At 63.4% G+C, this 18431-nt stretch carries 18 protein-coding genes; 9 read left to right on the forward strand and 9 right to left on the reverse strand.

Annotated elements, in window-relative coordinates:
- Window positions 1–26: 26 nt before the first annotated feature.
- Window positions 27–530 carry an Rrf2 family transcriptional regulator gene (locus IB263_RS02450; protein ID WP_192437509.1) on the forward strand — a complete coding sequence of 168 codons (504 nt, stop codon included), beginning with the start codon at window positions 27–29 and terminating at the stop codon, window positions 528–530.
- 34 nt (window positions 531–564) lie between these two features.
- A complete protein-coding gene (locus tag IB263_RS02455) occupies window positions 565–1029 on the forward strand; it encodes a carboxymuconolactone decarboxylase family protein (protein ID WP_034797125.1) in 465 nt (154 codons plus the stop codon).
- Window positions 1030–1125: 96 nt separating this feature from the next.
- Here IB263_RS02455 and IB263_RS02460 read toward each other — a convergent pair whose 3' ends face one another.
- Window positions 1126–1761, reverse strand: a complete 636-nt coding sequence (locus tag IB263_RS02460; protein ID WP_034797123.1) for a YitT family protein — start codon at window positions 1759–1761, stop codon at window positions 1126–1128.
- Between the two features lie 106 nt (window positions 1762–1867).
- Window positions 1868–2821, reverse strand: coding sequence for a methyltransferase (locus IB263_RS02465; protein WP_192437511.1), 954 nt, complete (start codon window positions 2819–2821; stop codon window positions 1868–1870).
- Window positions 2822–2983: 162 nt separating this feature from the next.
- On the opposite strand from IB263_RS02465, the gene IB263_RS02470 reads away from it, so the two are divergent.
- The 3 genes from IB263_RS02470 (at window position 2984) to IB263_RS02480 (ending at window position 5421) form a co-directional block, all read left to right on the forward strand.
- Complete coding sequence (locus IB263_RS02470; RefSeq protein WP_034797119.1) at window positions 2984–3250, forward strand: DUF6460 domain-containing protein; 267 nt, start codon at window positions 2984–2986, stop codon at window positions 3248–3250.
- Between the two features lie 2 nt (window positions 3251–3252).
- Window positions 3253–3756: a CAP domain-containing protein gene (locus IB263_RS02475; protein ID WP_192437513.1), complete on the forward strand. Its 504-nt coding sequence runs from the start codon at window positions 3253–3255 to the stop codon at window positions 3754–3756.
- 309 nt (window positions 3757–4065) lie between these two features.
- Window positions 4066–5421, forward strand: a complete 1356-nt coding sequence (locus tag IB263_RS02480) for an MATE family efflux transporter (protein WP_192437516.1) — start codon at window positions 4066–4068, stop codon at window positions 5419–5421.
- Here the strand turns inward: IB263_RS02480 and IB263_RS02485 are convergent.
- The gene (locus IB263_RS02485; protein ID WP_192437518.1) at window positions 5397–6482 is read right to left on the reverse strand and encodes a quinone-dependent dihydroorotate dehydrogenase; all 1086 of its coding nucleotides are present in this window, start codon (window positions 6480–6482) and stop codon (window positions 5397–5399) included. The genes IB263_RS02480 and IB263_RS02485 overlap by 25 nt on opposite strands.
- A complete protein-coding gene (locus IB263_RS02490; protein ID WP_034797103.1) occupies window positions 6479–6826 on the reverse strand; it encodes a DUF952 domain-containing protein in 348 nt (115 codons plus the stop codon). The genes IB263_RS02485 and IB263_RS02490 overlap by 4 nt, the downstream gene beginning before the upstream one ends.
- A 169-nt stretch (window positions 6827–6995) precedes the next feature.
- Between IB263_RS02490 and IB263_RS02495 the strand changes: the two genes are divergently transcribed.
- Together IB263_RS02495 and IB263_RS02500 are read left to right on the forward strand one after the other, a co-directional pair.
- A complete protein-coding gene (locus IB263_RS02495) occupies window positions 6996–7415 on the forward strand; it encodes a hypothetical protein (protein ID WP_034797089.1) in 420 nt (139 codons plus the stop codon).
- Window positions 7416–7496: 81 nt separating this feature from the next.
- The gene (locus tag IB263_RS02500; RefSeq protein ID WP_034797087.1) at window positions 7497–8147 is read left to right on the forward strand and encodes a response regulator transcription factor; all 651 of its coding nucleotides are present in this window, start codon (window positions 7497–7499) and stop codon (window positions 8145–8147) included.
- Window positions 8148–8209: 62 nt separating this feature from the next.
- Here the strand turns inward: IB263_RS02500 and IB263_RS02505 are convergent, their stop codons facing one another.
- A complete protein-coding gene (locus IB263_RS02505; RefSeq protein WP_192437520.1) occupies window positions 8210–11713 on the reverse strand; it encodes a PAS domain-containing hybrid sensor histidine kinase/response regulator in 3504 nt (1167 codons plus the stop codon).
- A 261-nt stretch (window positions 11714–11974) separates the two neighbouring features.
- On the opposite strand from IB263_RS02505, the gene mscL reads away from it, so the two are divergent.
- Both mscL and IB263_RS02515 read left to right on the forward strand, forming a co-directional pair.
- Entirely contained in the window at window positions 11975–12403 is a 429-nt protein-coding gene (mscL, locus tag IB263_RS02510; RefSeq protein WP_034797082.1) for a large conductance mechanosensitive channel protein MscL, read from the forward strand.
- A 206-nt stretch (window positions 12404–12609) separates the two neighbouring features.
- Window positions 12610–13776: a pyridoxal phosphate-dependent aminotransferase gene (locus tag IB263_RS02515; RefSeq protein WP_113079610.1), complete on the forward strand. Its 1167-nt coding sequence runs from the start codon at window positions 12610–12612 to the stop codon at window positions 13774–13776.
- 32 nt (window positions 13777–13808) lie between these two features.
- Here IB263_RS02515 and IB263_RS02520 read toward each other — a convergent pair whose 3' ends face one another.
- From IB263_RS02520 to IB263_RS02535, 4 genes are all read right to left on the reverse strand, one after another.
- On the reverse strand, window positions 13809–14117 hold the full coding sequence (locus IB263_RS02520; protein ID WP_034797078.1) for a chorismate mutase family protein: 309 nt from the start codon (window positions 14115–14117) through the stop codon (window positions 13809–13811).
- 451 nt (window positions 14118–14568) lie between these two features.
- Window positions 14569–15573, reverse strand: a complete 1005-nt coding sequence (gene cydB / locus IB263_RS02525) for a cytochrome d ubiquinol oxidase subunit II (protein ID WP_090295002.1) — start codon at window positions 15571–15573, stop codon at window positions 14569–14571.
- Complete coding sequence (locus IB263_RS02530; RefSeq protein WP_060607085.1) at window positions 15563–16990, reverse strand: cytochrome ubiquinol oxidase subunit I; 1428 nt, start codon at window positions 16988–16990, stop codon at window positions 15563–15565. The genes cydB and IB263_RS02530 overlap by 11 nt, the downstream gene beginning before the upstream one ends.
- Before the next feature lie 271 nt (window positions 16991–17261).
- The gene (locus IB263_RS02535) at window positions 17262–18431 is read right to left on the reverse strand and encodes a M20 aminoacylase family protein (protein ID WP_112974858.1); all 1170 of its coding nucleotides are present in this window, start codon (window positions 18429–18431) and stop codon (window positions 17262–17264) included.

The following is an 18431-nucleotide window of genomic DNA, read 5'->3' on the forward strand; positions in this document are numbered from 1 at the left end:
AATTATCCACGATTAAGGAGCCGCCCATGAAACTCGGTGACGGGGTCGAGCAGGCCATTCACAGCGTGACGATGCTGAGCTGTCTTCAGCCCGGCAGCACCCTGTCGGCGGCCGCTCTTGCCGAGTTCCATGGCGTCTCTACGAGCTATCTCTTGAAGCACCTGCAGGCGATGTCCGGTGCCGGACTGCTGGAGGCAGTTCCGGGTCCTAAGGGCGGTTACCGGCTCGCGAAGACGCCGGAGAAGATTACCTTGCTCGATATCGTAATTGCGGTCGAAGGCCCGGAGCCGGCGTTCCGGTGCAACGAGATCCGGCTGCGCGGTCCCAATCCCTATGCCTGCAAGCCGACCGCGCCCTGCACCATCAATGTTGCGATGCTGAGAGCCGAGCAGGCCTACCGCACCGAACTCAGGCGCGTGACCATCGCCAGCATCCTGGATGACCTCAACGCCAAGGATGACGGCAGCGTATGGGCGCGAACCGAAGCCTTTCTGGCGATCAACGAGCGCAAATCGTCCGCCAGCGCCTGACCCCCATCAACCCGTTAAGCTCAAGGAGAAGTCCATGCAGCCGCGTTTCAACTTCGTTCAAGCCGCTCCCGATGCCTACAAGGCCGCGGCCGCCTTCGACAGCTACATCGTCAAGGAATCCGGCCTGGAGCCGCGCCTGATCCACCTGATCAAGCTGCGCGCCTCGCAGATCAACGGCTGCGCCTATTGCATCGACATGCATGTGAAAGAGGCGCGCCACACCGGTATGAGCGAGCAGTGGATTCACCTGATCTGCGCCTGGCGGGAATCGCCGATCTATGACGCGCGTGAGCGCGCCGTGCTCGCTTGGACGGAATCGCTGACCAACCTTGCCCAGACCGGCGCACCCGACGCGGATTTCGAGCCGCTGCGCGCGCACTTCAGCGAGGCTGAAATCACCAAGATCACCATGGCGATCGGCGTCATCAATGTCTGGAACCGTGTCGCTGTCGGCCTGCGCTCGCAGCATCCGGTCGATCAGCCGGTCAAGGCCGCCTGATATCGCGTAAGGAACTTCCAGCTAGCCCCGAGGTCCGCTTCGGGGCTAGCTGCTCTGCATCCTAGAGCATCCGCGTTCAGATGAACGCACGGCGTTCTAGAGCGCGATGTAACGATCAGCGCGGTGGTTGATGGCCACGAACAGGTTCAAGACGACGGCACCGAGCACCGACCAGGCAACGACGGTGGGCGAGGTCACGCCGAAGGCGAAGACAAGCACCACCATGTCGATCGCAAGCTGTACGAGGCCGGCGCGAATGCCGAAGCGCTCCTGCAGATAGATGCCGAGAATACCGACCCCGCCGAGGCTGGCGCGGTGGCGGTAGAGCGCAAGCAGGCCGTAGCCGAGCAGAAGTCCGCCGAGCAGGGCCGCCCAGGCCGGCTGGATCGTGCCGATCTGGAAGAGGCGCGACTGGATGTCTGTCAGGAACGAGGTCACGCCAATGGCGATGAAGGTTTTGACCGTGAAGGCCGGGCCCAGCCGCTTCAGCGACAGGTAGAAGAACGGCAGGTTGAGCAGGAAGAAGGCGAGGCCGAAATTGATTCCGAAAGCATAGTGCAAAAGGAAGGCGACGCCCGCCGTGCTGCCGGTCAAAAGGCCGGCGCTTGCGAGGAAATAGAGGCCGAGCGCCGCAATCAGGCTGCCGGTAAAGATGCCCTGCAGGTCCTCGACGGCGGAGTGCCGGGTCGGGCTGGTGTTCCAGAGACCGAAAACGCTGCTGATCTGGGCCATGGCAAATCCTCGATTGCGATGGCTTGAGCAATGCTGCAATGCACAACAACAATCAAGAAAAATATGTCAGTTATGCTGACCTATTTTTGCGACTCTGCCTTGCGTTTTATGCAGGCTTGCGCGCCAGGAACAGGATGCCGAAGACTGGCTCTCCCGCATCCATGCGGATGACCGTGTGCTCCATAGCCACAAGCTTCAGTCCATGCGTTGCGCAGAGGCCGCGGACATAGGTCTCGCTGTGAGCGTAGCGCAGCGACGGCCGCAGCAGGAACTCCTCCCCCTCGCCGGCGTCCTCTACCGAGAACGCAAAATGGCCCTGAGGGGTGAGCAGGCGGGTGGTGATGTCGAAGACACTGTCGAGATTGCCGAGATACATGAGCACGTCGGCGGCGCTGACGAGATCGGCTCGGGCGGTGGCGAAGTTGCCGAAGATGCCGGAAACCTCCGGCGAAAGAGAGAGATCGGCGCGGGCCAGCCGATCGTAGGTGGATTTCGCCTCGGCCTTGGCGAGCATGTTGATGGAGATGTCGAAACCTTCGAGGAACTGTGCCTGATCCCGGATGCGCTCGCCAAAGAGGCCGGTGCCGCAGCCGAGATCCGTCACATGCTCGAAGATGAGGCCTCCCGTGTGGCTTTGCCCGATATGACTTTGAATGAGGGCTGCGAGCTTCTGCGGCACGGTGTAGCCGAGCTTTTCCACCAGGGCCTTGTCGAAGCGGTCGGCATAGTCGTCGAAGAGGCGCTCGACATAGAGGCTCGGGGGCTGTTCGGGCATGGCCGCAGCGCCAAGCAGGGCCAGTTTCAGGCCGGCGCCGAAAATATCCTGGGGGCTGAGCGCCAGCGTTTTCCTCAGCGCTTCGATCGCCGCCTCTTTCCGGCCAGATTTTTCTTCATAGTCCGCGAGCCGAAACCAGCCGGCTGCCCAGTTGGGGGCCTGTTCCAGCGCTTGCGCCATGAGTTCGGCCGCACTTGCGGGCTCGCCGCCCTCGGCAAGCATTTTTGCGTAGTCGGCGCGGCGGTCGGCGATCAGGTCGCCGGAGGAGAGCTGGTTGAGCGTCATCAATGTGAGATGTTGGTTGCGATTAGCGCTTCTGACGCCGGATGCCGCAAAATACAAGCGGAATCTGGCGCGATCGGAAGCGTGGGCCGTGCCCGCCGGGGCCGGTGACTTGCGACGCTGCCGATCGCGGCTTATGTGAAGACAAACAGGAGAAGTTCGCTGATGTCGGACGGAATGAACAGATTCTTGGGTGACTCGCCGCTGCGTGTGCTGGTCAAGCTCATCGTGGTGTCGATCCTCGTCGGCTTCGTGATGAGGATGTTCGGCTGGTATCCGACCGATATCTACTTCGCCGTCCGCAACTTCCTGCTCGACCTCTGGTACACCGGCTTTGCAGCGCTTGGTCGGGTGGGCGACTATCTGCTGCTCGGCGCCGTGATCGTCGTGCCGGCCTTCGTCATCCTGCGCGTCCTGAACTTTCGGCGTTGACGATGCAGGACCGCCTTCTTCTGATCGAACGCCGCGGCCTGCTGCGTGCGACCGCCATCCTCTCGCTCGGCGCACTTGCCGGCTGCACGACGTCCAAGGTGCTGACGCCCGAAAGCGGCACCGGCAGCGACCAGACCGCAGCGAGCCTCGGTTATGTCAACAAGCTGCGCAAGGGCAAGGGCCTGACCGAGCTCGTCGCCGACCATGCGGCGTCCGTCGCTGCGATGAACCAGGCGGCGCGCATGGCCAAGGCCGGCAAGATGCAGCACCTGATCGGCTGGAACGACAGTTTCTACGACCGCATGAAGGGCCAGGGCGTGACGCTTCCGGCCGCCGAAAACATCGCCGTGGGCCAGGACGATGCCGAACGCGCCTATGACGCCTGGTACAGGTCGCCCAAGCATCTCGAAAACATGCTCGGCAATTACCGTGGCCTGGGCGTTGCCGTCGCGCAGAACGCAGCCTCCGGCAACCGTCCGTTCTGGGCGATGGTACTTTCGGGCTGATAGCGTCCGCATTCGTATGGAACTGCGCCCCTCATCCCCCTGCCCGGACAATCTCCCCGCAGGCGGGGAGAAGGAGGCTTGCCGCGCCCTTCCAATTCACTGTGACTGATACCCGGACTTTCCTTCGATCGATGCCGGGGGTGACGTTGCGTTCGCCACGTCCTCTCTCCCCGCTTGCGGGGGAGAGGGCTAGGGTGAGGGGCTCTTGCCGCATTGGGACGTTTTCGCCGAGCTGCACGACGCGCTTGCATCCCCCCATGCTCATTCCCTAAAACGGTCATCTCTCACCTACCACGCCCGGACCGTTCGATGACCGCCTCTTCCGCCTCGCCGAGCGACGCTGCCGGCCCGTTCCATGTCACCCATCGGCTGATCCTGGCGATTGCGCTGCCGATGACGCTCGGCTTCCTGACCACGCCCTTGCTAGGCCTCGTCGATACCGCCGTTGTCGGCCGCATGGGGCAGGCAACCTTGCTGGCGGGCCTTGCCGTCGGCGCCATCCTGTTCGACCTGATCTTCACCAGCTTCAACTTCCTGCGGGCAGCGACCACGGGCCTGGTTGCCCAGGCCTATGGCCGCGGCGACCGGCGCGAGCAGCAGGCGGTGTTTTGGCGATCGCTGATCATTGCGCTCGTATGCGGCACGGTCAGCCTGCTCGTTTCGCCGGTGCTTTTGTCCGGCGGCCTCTGGCTGATGGGACCGGAGCCTGAAGTGGCTGATGTCACCAGCACCTACTTTCTCTGTCGCATCCTTTCGGCACCGGCGGCGCTTGCCAACTACGCCATCCTTGGCTTCGTGCTCGGCCGCGGCGAAGGCACCATCGGCCTGATGCTGCAGACGCTGATCAACGGCATCAACATCGTGTTGTCGATCCTGCTCGGCCTGGTGTTCGGCTGGGGTGTGATGGGAGTGGCGCTGGCGACCGTTACCGGCGAGGTGATCGGGTCTCTCGCCGGATTTGCCATCGTCTATGGTCGCTTCGACCGCAAGGATGCGCCAAGCTGGGCCGAGATCTTCGATCGCGAGCGGCTGAAGCCGCTTTTCGGCCTCAACCGCGACATCATGATCCGCTCGTTCCTGCTTCTGGCCGCCTTCACGCTGATGACCCGCATCGGCACCGCCTTCGGGCCTGTGACGCTTGCCGCCAATGCGGTGCTGATGACAATCTTCCTCGTTGCCGGCTACTATCTCGACGGCCTTGCCAATGCGGCGGAACAGCTCATCGGCCGCTCGATCGGCGCCGGTTACCGCCCGGCCTTCGACCGTGCGCTGCGGCTGACGGCGGCCTGGTCGCTGGGGCTTGCACTGGTGACGACCGTTGCCTTCCTGCTGTTCGGCGGCAGGCTCATCGATCTTCTGACGACGGCCCCGGATGTTCGCGCGGCGGCTTACGAATATCTGCCCTGGGCGGCAGTGACGGCGATGACCGGCGCGCTCGCCTTCTTGATGGACGGCGTCTTCATCGGCGCCACATGGTCGCGCGAGATGCGCAACATGATGCTGGCGGCCTTTGTCGGTTATGCCGCAGCGCTCGTCGTGCTGGTCCCCGCCTTCGGCAATCATGGCCTGTGGGCGGGGCTCAACCTGTTCCTGTTAATGCGCGGGCTGTTCCTCTTGTCGCGGATCCCGATGAAGGCGCGTCAGACGTTCCTGCCGGCCCAGTAGTCGAGACGGCTGTCGCGGATATCGCGGATCGAGGTGAGACGCTCGCGCTCACAGAGATCCGAGAGGCCACGTACGATGCGGCCCGGCAGGGCAGGGCCCTCATAGACCATGCAGGAATAGAGCTGAACCAGATCGGCGCCGGCGCGGATCTTTTCGGCCGCGGTTTCGGCCGAGCTGACACCGCCAACGCCGATGATCGGCAGCTTCGGGCCGACACGCTTGCGCATGCGGGCAAGCACCGCCGTCGACTTTTCAAACAGTGGCTTGCCCGAGAGGCCACCGGACTCCTTCGCTTGGGCCTGATCGTTGAGGCCGTCGCGCGAAAGCGTCGTGTTGGAGACGATCAGGCCGTCGAGATTGTGTGCTAGCACTTCGGCAGCGATATCGTCCATGCCTTCTTCGGTGAGATCGGGCGCGATCTTCAGGAAGACGGGAACACGGCGATTGCTGCGCAGCGCCTCTTCGTCGCGCGCGGCAAGCACCGCCGACAACAGGGCGGCGAGACTTTCGCGCGCCTGCAGGTCGCGCAGACCCGGCGTGTTCGGCGAGGAGATGTTGGCGGTGAAATAGCGGGCGACCGAGTAGAACGTATGGATGCCGCTGACATAGTCGGCGATGCGGTCGGCGCTGTCCTTGTTGGCGCCGATATTGACGCCGATCAGCGCATCGCGCGAACAGGCCTTCAGCCGCGCCAGCGCTGCGCCATGGCCTTCATTGTTGAAGCCGAGGCGATTGATCACCGCTTCGTCCTCGACCAGGCGGAAAATGCGCGGCTTGTCGTTGCCTGCCTGCGGCTTCGGCGTGACGGTGCCGATCTCGGTGAAACCGAAGCCGATCTTCAGAAGTGCTTCCGGCACCTCTGCATTCTTGTCGTAGCCGGCCGCCATGCCGATCGGGTTCGGAAAAACGATGCCAGCGACTGTCTGCGCAAGCCGCTTGTCGGCCTTGGCGGGACAGTTCGGCACGAGCCCGGTCTTCAGCGCCTTAATCGAAAGGCCGTGCGCGGCCTCCGGATCGAAGAGGAAAAGGCCGCGGCGGGCAAGGCTGGTCAGCGGGTTCATGCATCAAGTTCCGGGAAGATATGCGCGCCGTCGGCGCCGAGCGGCAGGGGCTTTTCCCAGAGAACGGCCGACAGGAAGAGGGGGGCATAGAGATGTGGGAAGAGGGCGCCGCCGCGCGAGGGTTCATAGACCAGCTCTTCGCCAAGTGCGTCGCCGTCGACGGCGACCAGAAGCAGGCCTTCCTGTCCCTCGAAGTAGCGCGCTGCCGTCTCGACCACCTGTTCACCGGTCGAAAAATGGACGTAACCGTCGGCGAGATCGACCGGCGCGCCGTCGAAGCGCCCGCTGCGCTTGGCTTCCTGCCACAGCAATGCCGGAACGATTTTGTAGATGATGGAACTCATGGTGCCCGTCTGTCCCCGTAATCTTCTGTCGTGGCCTTGCCGTAAATATCGGCGATTGTCCATCGCAGAAGGACGACGATTCGCGCATAATCGGCGGTGAAGACCGATTTCGCTCTTCTCGTTCGCGCACATGTGATGTTCCGACAAGGATCGTAACGGAGAAGATGTCATGAAAAACGCTGCTGCCATACTTCTGTTCGGTACCGGATTGGCTCTGGCCGGCGGCGCCAGCGCGCAGGATCCGTCCCCCGGACGCTACAGCATGCAGAAGTCCGACACCGGTATCGCCCGGCTCGATACCCAGACCGGCGAGGTATCGCTCTGCCAGGAGAAGGACGGCCAGTTGGTGTGCCGCATGGCCGCCGACGAGCGGGCCGCTTTTGAACAGGAGTTGGACCTCCTGACGAAGCGGGTCGATGCTTTGGAAAAGGCGGCCAAAGCCGGTGAAAGTGTCGCAAAACAGGACCTTCCGGCTGAGGAAGAGATTGACCGGGCAATGGGCATCATGGAAAGAATGATGCGTAGGTTCATGGATATCGTGAAGGATCTCGAAGGCAGCGACCCCGCTCAGGAGCCGCAGAAGACCTGAGTTTCCGGATCGGCCATGCGGGATGCGGATCGGCGCGTGGGGGCGTGCAGATTTCAGCCCGGGCTCTTGGGAGGGAGCAGCATGACACCGGACATGACCATCATCATCGCGGACGACCATCCGCTGTTTCGGGGCGCAATGCGCCAGGCACTGAGCGGCGTGGACGGCGCGCCCGCCATCGTCGAGGCCGGCGATTTCGCAGCCGCGCGCAAGGCGGCGGCCGACAACCCTGACGCCGATCTCATGCTGCTCGACCTGACCATGCCCGGCGTCAGCGGGCTTTCCGGTCTGATCGCACTTCGCGCCGAATTTCCGAGCCTGCCGGTCATGGTGGTTTCCGCCCATGACGACCCGGCGACGATCCATCGCGCGCTCGATCTCGGCGCGTCCGGCTTTCTTTCGAAATCGGCCGGCATCGAGGAAATCCGCGAGGGGATCGAGAAGGTGATGGCCGGCGAGGTCTTCGTTCCCGCGGGCTACGACCAGGCCCAGGAATACGAACCCGAGGTCGCCGATCTGCTCCAGCGCCTGCAGACCTTGACGCCGCAACAGTCCCGCGTGCTCAGCATGCTCGGCGAGGGCCTGCTCAACAAGCAGATCGCCTACGAACTCGGCGTCTCCGAGGCGACGATCAAGGCGCATGTCTCGGCGATCCTGCTAAAGCTCAATGTCGACAGCCGCACCCAGGCGGTCATCCAGCTTTCGAAGATCGGCACCGTCGCCGCCGCCTGATGCGGCCGGCCTTGGCTTTGTGATTTCTCTCGTCCCAGGCGGCACCACAACGTGGGAGCCGTTCATTCCGCAGCCGTTCGTGCCGCCGTCGAAAGTTGCGTCAGCCAGGCGCGCATCGCCGCCGGGCGCACCGGCTTGTTCTGGATCGCGATGCCGTCGCGTTCGGCCGCGGCGCGCACTTCCGGCGAGCGGTCGGCCGTCACGAGCAGCGCCGGCGTCGCTTCGCCGGTCGATGCCCGAATGCGGGCGACCGCCTCGATGCCGGTCCCGTCGTCGAGGTGATAATCGGCGATGACCGCGTGTGGCTTCTCGCCGGGCTGCATGCCGAATTCGGAACAGGCAGAAAGCGATTCCGCCGTACTGACGATACAGCCCCAGCCTGACAGCAGCACCCGCATACCCTCGAGGATCCGCGGTTCGTTGTCGATGCAGAGCACCCGCAGGCCGTTCAGCGCCTCGCTTGCCTTGCTCTGTGGCACCGGACGGACAGCGACCCGTTCGCCGGCGCTGGCATCAAGTGGCAGGGTCACCTTGAAGCCCGTGCCCTTGCCGGGCGTCGATTGCAGGCTGACGGGATGGTTGAGCACGCGCGAGATGCGGTCGACGATCGAAAGGCCGAGCCCAAGACCGGACGCCGTGCGGGCGCCTTCGTCGAGCCGGGCGAATTCCTTGAAAACGGTGCGGAACTTCGACTGGGGAATGCCGATGCCGGAATCGAGCACCTCGATCGTCGCCATGGCGCCATGCCTGCGCACCCCGACGAGCACCTTGCCGGCCAGGGTGTATTTGATCGCGTTGGAGACGAGGTTCTGGACGACGCGGCGCAGCAGGTTCGGATCGCTGCGCACGACGAGCGATGTCGGCATGATAATGAGTTCGAGATCCTTGGCCCGCGCCATCGGGGCGAAATCGGTCTCTATCCTTCTGAGCAGCTCGTTGAGCGGAACGGACTGTATCCGCGCCTTCATGGCGCCGGTGTCGAGGCGCGATATGTCGAGCACGGCACCAAGGATGGCCTCGACCGATTCCAGCGAGGAATCGATGTTTTCTACCAGCGTGCTGTTGTCGGACTCGCCGAGCCGCTCGACGAGCGACGAGGAATAGAGGCGGGCGGCGTTCAGCGGCTGCAGGATATCGTGGCCGGCGGCGGCGAAGAACCGCGTCTTGCCGATATTGGCCTCTTCCGCGGCCGCGCGCGCCTCGGCGAGCTCCCGGTTCACCCGGGTCAATTCGCCGGTGCGCTCGGCCACGCGCAGTTCCAGTGTCTCGTTCGCCTGCTTCAGCGCCATGTCGGCGGCGACGCGCTGGGTGATGTCGGTATAGGTGGTGACGATGCCTTTGTCGGGCATGGCGTTGGTGCGCACTTCGATGATGCGCTCGCCGTTGCCGAGTTCGAGCAGGAAGGGTTTGTCGAGCGTCAGGAAGTTGGCGATCAGCCCCTTTTCCTGATCCTTGCGAATATCGCCGCGCTTGGTGAGGATCGAGACGATATCGGCAAGCGGGAAGCCGACCTGGCCGGCTGCCTCCGGCAGGTCGAGAAGCTGGCGGAAGCGCCGGTTCCAGATGATCAGGTTGTTGGCGTTGTCGAAGACGGCGATGCCCTGGTCCATCTGCGAGAGCGCAGTCTGCAGCATATCCTGATTGTATTGCAGCGCCTCACTCGCCTGGTCGAGCAGCCAGGCCGTCTCGGACGATGTGTCGTCGCCGCGCTGCAGCGCCAGGGAAAGCACCAGCCGGGCGGAGGACGAGCCGATGGCGCTGCCGAGCAGTTGCTCGGAGAAATGCACCACCGCCATGTCGGCTGGCGCATTGTCGTCCAGCCAGCGGCCAGTCTGGCGCTCGTACGTATGGAACGAGCGCTGCATGCGCTCAGCACCCATGTAACGGGCGATCGTCGCCTTGAGGTCGCGCACCGTGACCTTGGTCTTGCGGCCGCGAAAGGCGCCTTCGGTTCGCGACCGCCGAGTGATGAACACGCCGGCCTGGAAGCGTTCGATCGGCTTCGGTGTGCGCGTCAGCGATCCGAGGATATAGGTGGCGCAGTTGACGAGCAGGCTGAGCGCCGTCGCGTTGACCAGCGGATCGGCGTTGGGGCCGGAGAAGAGGTCGGTGAACGGCAACAGGAAGCTTAAGATCGTCGTCGCCACATGGGAATTGTCGGGTCCGCCGAGGCTCGGCAGGAAGAGCAGATAGGCCCAGACGAGGAAGCCTGAGACCATGCCGGTGATCGCGCCGCGGGCATTGGCCTGTCGCCAGATGAGGCCGCCGAGCAGCGCCGGCGCCATCTGCGAGATGGCGACGAAAGACAGAAGGCCGAGCGAGGCGAGGCCGGCGCTGATATCGGCGGAGCGGTAGTAGCCATAGCCGAGCAACAACACCACGAAGATCGCCGAACGGCGAATGTTGAGCAGCGTTCCCGCGAGGTTTTCCTGCAAGCCGCCGCGCTGGCTGAGGTTGCGGCGCAGGAACACCGGCATGACGATATCGTTGGAGATCATGATCGACAGCGCCACGGATGCGACGATCACCATCGCGGTCGCCGCCGAAAAACCGCCGATGAAGGTGATCAGCGTCAGCACCGGCAGGCCGTTGGCGAGCGGCAAGGTCAGCAGGTAGAGATCCGCGTCGCCGGAACCGGAAAAGGTGAGGATGCCGGCTATCGCGATCGGCAGCACGAAGAGATTGATGCCGATCAGGTAGAGCGGAAAGAGGATGCCGGCGGTGCGAAGCTCGCCTTCGGTGCGGTTTTCGACGACCGTCACGTGGAACTGCCTGGGCAGCATGATGATCGCGAAAGCCGACGTGACGATCAACAGCACCCAACGGGCGATAGGGGTCTCGTAGGAGAGCGCCGACTGCACGGCGGGGCTCTCTGCCGCCAGCGACCACAGGTGAGCCGGTCCGTTGAAGATGACGAAGACGATGTAGAAGCCGGCGGTGACAAGCGCCACCAGCTTGACCAGCGATTCCATAGCGATCGCAAGGATCAGCCCGTCCTGGTGCTCCGTTGCGTCCGTATGGCGCGTGCCGAAGACGATGGCGAAGCAGGCGAGAAACAATGTGACGAGCAGGGGAAGATCGACGTAGCTCTGCCCGGCGCCGATGCCGTAGTCGCTGGTGTTGATCATCGCTGCGACCGAGCTCGAAATCGCCTTCAGCTGCAGCGCGATATAGGGAATGGCGCCGACCAGCGAGATCAGCGCGACGATGGCGGCCACCGCCGGGTTCTTGCCGTAACGCGCGGCGATGAAGTCGGCGACGGAGGTCAGCTTCTCGGTTTTGGCAAGGCGGATGATCTTGCGGATCAGCGGCATGCCGAGCGTGAACATCAGGATCGGGCCGATATAGATGCCGGTGAACTCGAGTCCGCGTTCGGCAGCAAGGCCGATGCCGCCGAAATAGGTCCAGGAGGTGCAATAGATGGCAAGGCTCAGCGCATAGACCAGCGGTCTGCCCTTCAGCGCAGCGCTGTTCCTCCTGGCCCGCCGGTCGCCATAGCTAGCCACTGCAAACAGCAGCAGCAGATAGGCGAAGGCCGAGGCAAAGATGACCGAACCCGAAAGCATGCCTCATTCCTCCAGGGCGGAGCATAGGACAAGTCCGCCGGGTTGAGAATTGCCTGCCGCATGAGTCTTAAGTTCAAGGCTCGACACGAGAAATCGGTGTACAGCACAGGCTGCCTTCCCGTTCCTGCTCCATCCGCTGCCAATTGACCAAAGGCAAAGAAAGGTTTTCTCGCTGCCCGCTTTGGTTTAGTTTCCGTAAACGCTTGCAGCGCGGGACAGCGCCGCCAGCCGTTTTCAAACGGGGATAATACGGAGAGATTTATGCTGAATGAGTTCAAGGAGTTTATTGCCCGCGGGAACGTGATGGATCTCGCGGTCGGTGTCATCATCGGCGCCGCCTTCAACAAGATCGTAACGTCGGTCGTCGAGGACCTGGTGATGCCAATCGTCGGTGCGCTGACCGGCGGCGGTTTCGATTTCTCCAATTATTTCCTGCCGCTCTCGGCGAACGTGACGGCGACGTCTCTCGCCGCCGCCCGTCAACAGGGTGCCGTCTTTGCCTATGGCAACTTCATCACCGTGCTCATCAACTTCCTGATCCTTGCCTGGATCATCTTCCTGATGATCAAGGCGGTGAATCGCATGCGCGCTTCGATGGAGAAGAAGAAGGACGAAGCACCGGCCGCGCCCCCGCCGGAAGACATTCTGCTTCTCGGTGAAATCCGCGACCTGCTGAAGCAGCGCGCGTGACTTTCCTCGCGGCCCTGGCTTCGCCGGGGCCGCGAAACATCACAAAAATCGATAAACCGGTCAGATAAAGTCGCGTGATCGCCTTGGCGAAAGCGGCTAGAAGCAACGGGCGAACTGGAGCGGTCGATACGCGCTCTAGTCCATTGGAATCTTTCACGATGATCTAAAGGCCGCGGCCTTTAACGTCGTGCATCCGGAGCCCGCCGATGACCATCCTCAGCACCATCAGTCCCCGTGCGCTTTCGGCACCTGAAAGCGGCATCGTCGAGGTGGTGAACTATGCACGCGGGCGCGATGGCCTGATCCCGCTGTGGGTCGGAGAAGGCGACCTGCCGACGCCTGCCTTCATCAGCGACGTTGCGCGCGATGCGCTTGCCGGCGGCGAGACCTTCTACACCTGGCAGCGCGGTATCCCGCCGCTGCGCGAGGCACTGTCGCGCTACTATCAAAGGCGCTTTCAGAAGTCGCTTTCGCCCGAGAATTTCTACGTCGTCGGCTCCGGCATGCAGGCGATCAAGCTCTCGATCGAGGCGATCGCCTCGCCCGGCGACGAGATGGTGCTTCTGACGCCGGCGTGGCCGAACTTTGCCGCCGCCGCCGATCTCTCCGGCGTTCGCCCGGTCTCGGTGGAGCTTCGTTTCGAACACGGCAAATGGCAACTCGATCTCGATCGGCTGCAGGCGGCGATCGGTCCGAAGACCAAGGCGCTGTTCATCAACACGCCGTCGAACCCGACCGGCTGGACCGCGACCCGCGACGAACTGGCCGCGATCCTGACGCTGGCGCGCAGGCACGGGCTCTGGATCATCGCCGATGAGATCTACGCGCTCTATTATTATGGCGGCGCCCGCGCGCCGTCCTTCCTCGACGTGATGGAGGAAGGCGACCGCATCCTTTTCGTCAATTCCTTCTCGAAGAACTGGTCGATGACCGGGTGGCGTGTGGGCTGGATCGTGGCTCCACCCGCGATCGGCCAGGTTCTCGAAAATCTGGTGCAGTATTCGACCTCGGGTGTCGCCCAGTTCATGCAGCGCGGTGCCGTCGTGGCGCTCGACGAGGGCGACGCCTTCGTCGATGCCAATGTCGCCAAGGCGGCGAAGAACCGGGACGTCTTCTGCGACGCGCTGATCGCCACCAACCGGGTGGAAACGCTCAAACCCGACGGCGCGCTCTATGCGTTCCTGAAGATCGACGGCGTCACGGATTCGCGCGCGGCGGCGATCGACATCGTCGACAAGACCGGCGTTGGCCTGGCGCCGGGAACGGCGTTCGGCGACGGCGGCTCGCTGTTCATGCGCGCCTGCTTCCTGCGCGATCCGGACCACGTGAAGGAAGCGGCGGACCGTCTCCAGGGTTACATTCTCGGGCGCTGACGGCCGTAGATTGAAAGAGCGAGGCGGCGAGGTTATTCGTCGCCGGTTTCGCCAAGCAGCTTCTGCTCATGAGCGATCGCGTGGCCGATCAGCCGCGCCCAGATGTCTTCGTAAAAATCAGGATCGAGGTTGACGCGCGCAGCGTTCTTGCGGGCATTCTCGCGCACTTCCATCACCCGCGCCGGAATGTCGGCCTTCAGTTTCAGCGGCGCCTTGATCTCGGCCGCGCGGTCAATATAGCCCCAGCGCTCGGCAAACAGCGCCATCAGCGCCTGGTCGAGACGGTCGATCTCGGCACGCACGTCGGCCATGGTTTCGCATTGCGCGGGGGTTTTCTGCATCTGTCTCGTCCAATTGCCTGGATGCGGCCAAGCGCGGGCCCAGGATGTTCGAGCGTCCCTCGGCTCTCAGCAAGCGGGGCGCTTCTGCGGCGCACTGCTAACAAACGGCGAGCTATCTTGGAAGGGGCAACAGGGTCGCAGCCGGCGACCCTTGAGGTGGTCACCTCAGCAGGCGATCGCTTTGCAGGGGAGGAGGGTGCGGTCCTGTCTCCGTCTGCGGCGATCGCCTGCTGACGTGTTAAGGGAAGTTAGCCGGCCAAGCTTGAGCGAGGCTTTTTAGAACGGGATGAGGAAATGTGTCTGCGGTTTTCCGCCCGCATCCCGCTCCAATGGATCGACTACGTTCCGATCATCAGCTTGATCGCAAGGCCGACGAGGGTGACGGCCGCCACCCCCGCGCACCAGAGGCCGACGAACCAGAGAAGCTTGCGGCCGGTTCCTGATTCGCTGGTCAATGGTAGCCCTCCTCCGGATCGACCTTGCCGCGGAACACCCAGTAGGAATAGGCGGTGTAGGCGAGAATGATCGGCACCAGCACCAAAGCGCCGGCAAGCAGGAAGGAGAGGCTTTCCTCAGGCGCGGCCGCGTCCCAGATCGTCAGCGATGGCGGCACCATATAGGGGTAGAAACTGATGCCGATGCCGGCATAGCCGAGCACGAAGAGGCCCAGTGCGGCGATGAACGGCCGGCTGTCGTGGCGCTTGCGGATACCCGTGATCAGCGCATAAAGGCAGCCGAGAACGAGCGCCGGCACGATGACGCTGAAGATCGCCGTCGGATAGCCGAACCAGCGGTCCAGATACTGCGGCTCCAGGAACGGCGTCCACAGGCTGACGATGCCCATGGCGGCGACGGTGGCGAAGGAGCATTTGAGCGCGAGGTCGCGGGCCCGGTCGGCAAGGTCGCCGTGGGTCTTCATCACAAGCCAGGTGGCGCCGAGCAGCGCATAGCCTACGACGACGGCGATGCCGGTCATGATCGAGAACGGCGTCAGCCAATCCCACCAGCCGCCGACATAGGCACGGTTCTCGACCGGGATGCCCTGGACGAGCGCGCCGAGCGTGATCCCTTGCGCGAAGGCGGCCAGCATCGAGCCGCCGGAGAAGGCCCAGTTCCAGAGATATTCGGCCCGCCGCGTGCGCCAGCGATACTCGAAGGCGACGCCGCGGAAGATGAGGCCGATCACCATGGCGATGATGGGCGCGTAAAGTGCGGGCAGGATGGTGGCGTAAGCCAGCGGAAACACCGCCATCAGGCCGCCGCCGCCAAGAACCAGCCAGGTCTCGTTGCCGTCCCAGACCGGGGCGACGGAATTCATCATGACGTCACGGTCGTGCTTCTCGGGGAAGAACGGGAAGAGGATACCGACACCGAGGTCGAAGCCGTCGAGAATGACATAGGCGAGCACCGCAAAGGCGATGATGCCGGCCCAGATGAACGGCAGATCAAACTCCATGATGGCCTCCCTTGGTGTTCGCATGGCTGCTGTGGATGGCGGGGCCCGGCATGATGCCGGAACTGCGCAACGGTCCTTCGCCGAGCTCCGGCATCGGATCGCGCGGCAATCGCGCCATCAGCCGGAGGATGTAGAAGGTGCCGGCGCCGAAGACGAAGAAATAGACGATGATGAAGGCGATCAGCGAGGCGGCGACCGCGGGTGCCGCGATCGGCGCCACCGAGTTTGCCGTCAGCAGATGGCCGTAGACGGTATAGGGCTGACGGCCGACTTCGGTCGTGACCCAGCCCGCGAGCACGGCGACGAAGCCGGCGGGCCCCATGGCGATCGCGGCACGGTGCAGCCAGACATTGCTGTCGAGCGTGCCGCGATAGCGACACCAGAGCGACCAGAGCCCGATGCCGAGCATGGCGAAGCCGATGCCGACCATCACCCGGAATGACCAGAACACGATACCAACAGGCGGGTGAAGTTCTTCCGGGATCGTATCGAGACCGGCGAGCGGCGCGTTCAGATCATGCTTCAGGATCAGGCTCGAAAGCTTCGGGATCTCGATCGCGTAATCGACGCGCTTTTCAGGCGAGTTCGGAATGCCGAAGAGGATGAGCGGAGCGCCGTCCGGATGGCTCTGGTAGTGCCCCTCCATCGCCATCACCTTGGCCGGCTGGTGCTCCAGCGTGTTGAGACCATGCATGTCGCCGGCGAAGATCTGGATCGGCGCGACGATCGCCGCCATCCACATGGCCATCGAAAACATCTTTCGCGCCCGCCGCGGCGCCGTCTTGCGGATGAGGTGCCAGGCGCCGCAGGCGCCGACGACGAAGGCGGTCGTGAGATAGGCCGCCAGCACCATGTGGGTGAGGCGATAGGGGAAGGAAGGGTTGAAGACGATCGCCCACCAGTCGACCGGGACGAACTGGCCCGCCTCGTTCATCGCGAAACCGGCCGGCGTCTGCATCCACGAGTTCGCCGAAAGGATCCAGGTGGCCGAGATCAGCGTGCCGACGGCGACCATGACGGTTGCCAAGAAATGCAGCTTCGGCCCGACGCGGTTGAGGCCGAACAGCATGACACCGAGGAAGCCCGCTTCGAGGAAGAAGGCGGTCAGCACCTCGTAGCCCATCAGCGGCCCGATGATCGGCCCGGCCTTGTCGGAAAAGACGCTCCAGTTGGTGCCGAACTGATAGGACATGACGATGCCGGAAACGACGCCCATGCCGAAGGCGACGGCAAAGATCGTCTTCCAGAAATTGAAGAGTTCGAGATAGACCCCGTCCTTCTTCCACAGCCACAACCCTTCGAGCACCGCGAGGTAACTCGCAAGCCCGATGGAAAAGGCGGGGAAGATGATGTGGAAGGAAACGGTAAAGGCGAATTGGAAGCGAGCGAGCAGGGTCGCATCGAAACTCTCAAACACGGGCGCAATCCTTTCAGACACGCGGATGCGACGCCTCACGGAAGCGTAGGCCGCAATGCTCTGGCTGCTGCATCATTTGTCCGGTGACCGATCGTCGATCAGGGAACCTGTCTTGGCCTCTGGCCGAGGCAAATCCTGGGGTTGCACCGGCTTTTCAGCATGCACTTGAATCTGCGCCAAATTTGCCAAACGTCAATGACAGCGCGTCCGCCACGTTGTCACACTGCGGCAATGTTGCGCTGCGGCATATTGGCGAAAGGTGAGCGGGATATCAGCGGCGCGCGAGATAGGCCTCGGCCAACTCCGTCCAGAAAGCCGCGCCGATCGGCAGCAGGTCGTCGTTGAAGTTGTAGCCGGGGTGATGCAGCGGCCTGTCGTCGTCGCTGACCTTCGAGCCGAGGAAGAAGTAGGTCCCCGGCCGCTCCTTCAGCATATAGGCGAAATCCTCGCTGCCCATGAAGGGGCGGGCGAGATCGACCACCTTGTCGGCGCCGGCGAAGCGGACCGCGAGATCGCGGACGAAGTCCGTCTCGGCCTTGTGGTTGATCGTCGCATCGTAGCTGCGCTGGTAGTCGACGGTCGCGCGCATGCCGAAGCTCGTCGCCTGCGCCTCGGCGATCATGCGGATGCGGCGTTCGAGTTCGTCTCGCACATCGGGCTCGAAGGAGCGGATACCGACGACGATCTCGGCGCGTTCGGGAATGATGTTGCTGGCCGAGCCCGCATGGAAGGCGCCGACGGTGACCACAGTCGGATCCATCGGATGGATGTTGCGCGAGACGATCGATTGCAGCGCCATGACGATCGAGGCGCCGCAGACGATGGGATCTGCTGTTTCCTGCGGCTCCGCGCCATGCCCGCCGCGTCCATGCACGGTGATGCGCGCCTCGTCGACGGCGGCCATGATCGGGCCCTCCCTAAGGGCGAACTGGCCGAAAGGCAGACCCGGCTCGTTGTGAAGCGCGAACACGGCGTCGCAGGGAAACTGATCGAACAGGCCCTCGTCCATCATGATCTTGGCGCCGCCGAAATTCTCCTCGGCCGGCTGGAAGATCAGGTGGATGGTGCCGTCGAAATTGCGCCGCTCGGCAAGCGCGCGGGCAGCACCCAGCAGCATCGTCGTGTGGCCGTCGTGGCCGCAGGCATGCATGAGGCCCGAGGTCTTGCTGGCATAGTCCAGCCCGGTTTCTTCCAGGATCGGCAGCGCATCGATGTCGGCGCGGATGCCGATCGAGCGCTTGCCGTTGCCGTTCCTGAGCGTGCCGACGACACCGGTTTTCGCAAGTCCCGTCGTCACCTCGTAGCCGAGACCTTCCAGGTGTTTCGCAATGAAGGCGGAAGTGCGCGTCTCCTCCAGTCCGAGTTCCGGATGGGCATGCAGGTCGTGGCGGATGGCGACGAGTTCCGGCATGGCGTTGGTGATCGAGGGGGAAAGCTTCAT

Source organism: Ensifer sp. ENS03 (assembly GCF_014852035.1).
GTDB classification, from domain to species: Bacteria; Pseudomonadota; Alphaproteobacteria; order Rhizobiales; family Rhizobiaceae; genus Ensifer; species Ensifer adhaerens.

Coding starts and splice junctions, on each gene's coding strand:
- IB263_RS02450 (WP_192437509.1), top strand. CDS start 27: ATGAAACTCGGTGACGGGGTCGAGCAGGCCATTCACAGCGTGACGATG.
- IB263_RS02455 (WP_034797125.1), top strand. CDS start 565: ATGCAGCCGCGTTTCAACTTCGTTCAAGCCGCTCCCGATGCCTACAAG.
- IB263_RS02460 (WP_034797123.1), bottom strand. CDS start 1,761: ATGGCCCAGATCAGCAGCGTTTTCGGTCTCTGGAACACCAGCCCGACC.
- IB263_RS02465 (WP_192437511.1), bottom strand. CDS start 2,821: ATGACGCTCAACCAGCTCTCCTCCGGCGACCTGATCGCCGACCGCCGC.
- IB263_RS02470 (WP_034797119.1), top strand. CDS start 2,984: ATGTCGGACGGAATGAACAGATTCTTGGGTGACTCGCCGCTGCGTGTG.
- IB263_RS02475 (WP_192437513.1), top strand. CDS start 3,253: ATGCAGGACCGCCTTCTTCTGATCGAACGCCGCGGCCTGCTGCGTGCG.
- IB263_RS02480 (WP_192437516.1), top strand. CDS start 4,066: ATGACCGCCTCTTCCGCCTCGCCGAGCGACGCTGCCGGCCCGTTCCAT.
- IB263_RS02485 (WP_192437518.1), bottom strand. CDS start 6,482: ATGAACCCGCTGACCAGCCTTGCCCGCCGCGGCCTTTTCCTCTTCGAT.
- IB263_RS02490 (WP_034797103.1), bottom strand. CDS start 6,826: ATGAGTTCCATCATCTACAAAATCGTTCCGGCATTGCTGTGGCAGGAA.
- IB263_RS02495 (WP_034797089.1), top strand. CDS start 6,996: ATGAAAAACGCTGCTGCCATACTTCTGTTCGGTACCGGATTGGCTCTG.
- IB263_RS02500 (WP_034797087.1), top strand. CDS start 7,497: ATGACACCGGACATGACCATCATCATCGCGGACGACCATCCGCTGTTT.
- IB263_RS02505 (WP_192437520.1), bottom strand. CDS start 11,713: ATGCTTTCGGGTTCGGTCATCTTTGCCTCGGCCTTCGCCTATCTGCTG.
- mscL (WP_034797082.1), top strand. CDS start 11,975: ATGCTGAATGAGTTCAAGGAGTTTATTGCCCGCGGGAACGTGATGGAT.
- IB263_RS02515 (WP_113079610.1), top strand. CDS start 12,610: ATGACCATCCTCAGCACCATCAGTCCCCGTGCGCTTTCGGCACCTGAA.
- IB263_RS02520 (WP_034797078.1), bottom strand. CDS start 14,117: ATGCAGAAAACCCCCGCGCAATGCGAAACCATGGCCGACGTGCGTGCC.
- cydB (WP_090295002.1), bottom strand. CDS start 15,573: ATGGAGTTTGATCTGCCGTTCATCTGGGCCGGCATCATCGCCTTTGCG.
- IB263_RS02535 (WP_112974858.1), bottom strand. CDS start 18,431: ATGAAGCTTTCCCCCTCGATCACCAACGCCATGCCGGAACTCGTCGCC.